This is a genomic window from Candidatus Pelagibacter sp., assembly GCF_052049815.1.
GTDB lineage: Bacteria > Pseudomonadota > Alphaproteobacteria > Pelagibacterales > Pelagibacteraceae > Pelagibacter.
Genome location: NZ_JBNGZG010000078.1, coordinates 1 through 2,362 on the forward strand (window position 1 = coordinate 1; position 2,362 = coordinate 2,362).

Consider the following 2,362-nt stretch of genomic DNA (forward strand, 5'->3'; position numbering starts at 1 on the left):
ATATTTAAAAGAATTATATAAGAATTCTAAATTTTATTTATTTTCATCATACTGTGAAGTTTTTGGACTAACTTCATTAGAAGCAATGGCAAATAATTGCCCAGTATTAACTTCTGATAGATCGGCATTAAAAGAAATTAATTTAGATGCAGCTAAATATTTTGATCCAGATAATATAGAAGAAATAGCGGAAATGATGAATGAACTTTTAAAAAATAAACCATTAAATAAAGAATTAAAAGAAAAAGGCCTCAAACATTCAAAAAAATTTAGATGGGATAAGACAGTTGACCATACATTAAAAATATTAGATTTGGAGTTTGAATGATATTATTTCTTTTGAACAAAATAATTTTGCAAAAATAATCCATCCATATCTGTTCTGATTAAACAATTTACAGCTTCCTCAGGTTTCATAACTATTGGCTCATTTTCATTGAAAGATGTATTTAGTACTATAGGTACATCTGATATTTCAAAAAATGCATTTATTAATTTATAATATCTTTGATGTTTCTCTGGGCACACACTTTGCAATCTAGCAGTGCCATCTATATGAGTAATTGATGGAACTAATTTTTTTTTCTCTTCAATAACATCAGATACAGAAGACATGTATGGATTGAAAAAATTACTTTTAAACCAATATTTTTGTTTGTCTTTTAAAACTGATGGCGCAAAAGGTCTAAAAGACTCCCTTCTTTTAATTTTTTTATTGATAATATCCTTCATATTTGGATTTCTTGGATCAGCTAAAATTGATCTATTTCCTAATGCACGTGGGCCAAACTCCATATTTTCTTGAAACCACCCAATTACTTCGCTGTCTGCAATTTTTTTTGCAGCTAATTGGAAAAGATCAGAATTCTCAGGCATGTATTCAAAAGAAATTTTACTTGAATATTTTTCTTGGCTTAGTAGTTGGTAAATTTCATCATTTGAAAATTTTTTTCCAAGGTAAGGAGATTTTAAATTCTCTATTTGCTTAAAATATTTGTGACCCACAACAAGAGCCGCACCTATAGATCCACCATTATCGCCTGGAGCAAAAGGAATAAATGTTTTTTCAAAATAATCTTTATTCTCAGTTAACAACTTATTTGCAGATGAGTTAAGTGCACAACCTCCAGCGAATACTAAGTTTTCTGAGAAATTTTTTTCTTTTATTTTGATGATAATTTTTTTAAAGAAATATTCATAGATTTTTTGAACAGATGCAGCAAAATTTATTTGAAAATTATTTTCATTTAATTCATTAGAAAATAAACTTTTTAATTTTTGATTAAAAATTGAGTCAATTATTAGATTTTCATCAGCAATATATTTAAAATCTTTACTATGATGATTAAAATAGTCTAAGTTCAATTCAAAAAATTGATCTTTTTTTTTTACAAATAAATTGTCTAGAATTTTATCGTAATATACTGGTTTACCATAAGCAGCTAAACCCATTATTTTATACTCATCACCATATTTATCGTATCCTAAAAATTGAGTCATGGCATGATAGAATATTCCTAAAGAATGAGGAAAATTTATTTTTTCAACTATTTTTATCTGCCTATCATTACATTCTGCCAAAGCAAAAGTTACAAAATCACCAGAACCATCAATTGACAATCCATTAGCAATAGAAAAATTTGAAGGATAATACGCAGATGCTATATGTGATTTATGGTGTTCAATAAAATGAAATTTAACATTTTTATTTAAATGTAATTTTTGTTTTATAATTCTGCTTAAACTATTTTTTTTTCTTAATCGTTTCAAACTGTTATTTTTGTTTAATTTAAAATTCTTTAAAAAAAAAAATCCTTTACTTATTAGATTACTAAATGGATTAGTATTAAAAGCTATATCAGTAATTTGGTTTTCATTTAAATTTGAAATTTTTAAACATTCTAAAATCGCATTAATTGGAAAACTCGCATCATGTTTTATTCTTGTTATACGTTCTTCTTCTATAGCAGCTATTAACTTATCATTAATAATAATACAAGCAGACGAGTCAGCATGAAACGCATTTATACCTAAAATAATTTTCATTGATTTATTTTAAAAAATTTGGGATTTTTCTATAATTGACATTTATAAAATTTTTTTTTTCGAAAGTAATGTTTTTGAAATACCTACTATCAACAAGAATTTTCATATTATTACTTAAACATTCCAACACAAAGATGCTGTAAATATTATCAGCATATGCAATTGTGTATTTAGATTTTTTTTGAAGGTTTTTTACACTTTTGTTATTGATTAATCCATGATTTTTTACATTTTTAATATCTAGGAAATCACCAATGACATGAACTTTAGAATTCAATTTTATTAAACTTTTAATAAATGAGTATGGAAAGAAGTT

The 2,362-nt window shown here is 25.2% G+C and carries 3 protein-coding genes; 1 reads left to right on the plus strand and 2 read right to left on the minus strand.

Annotated features, from left to right (window positions below):
- On the plus strand, window positions 1-328 hold a 328-nt coding region (locus tag ACTT9D_RS07200), incomplete at its 5' end, for a glycosyltransferase (RefSeq protein WP_440931103.1).
- A 2-nt stretch (window positions 329-330) separates the two neighbouring features.
- Here ACTT9D_RS07200 and ACTT9D_RS07205 read toward each other — a convergent pair.
- Entirely contained in the window at window positions 331-2,046 is a 1,716-nt protein-coding gene (locus ACTT9D_RS07205) for a carbamoyltransferase family protein (RefSeq protein WP_440931104.1), read from the minus strand.
- Window positions 2,047-2,050: 4 nt separating this feature from the next.
- Window positions 2,051-2,362: hypothetical protein (locus tag ACTT9D_RS07210; protein ID WP_440931105.1), on the minus strand; the 312-nt coding region annotated here is incomplete at its 5' end.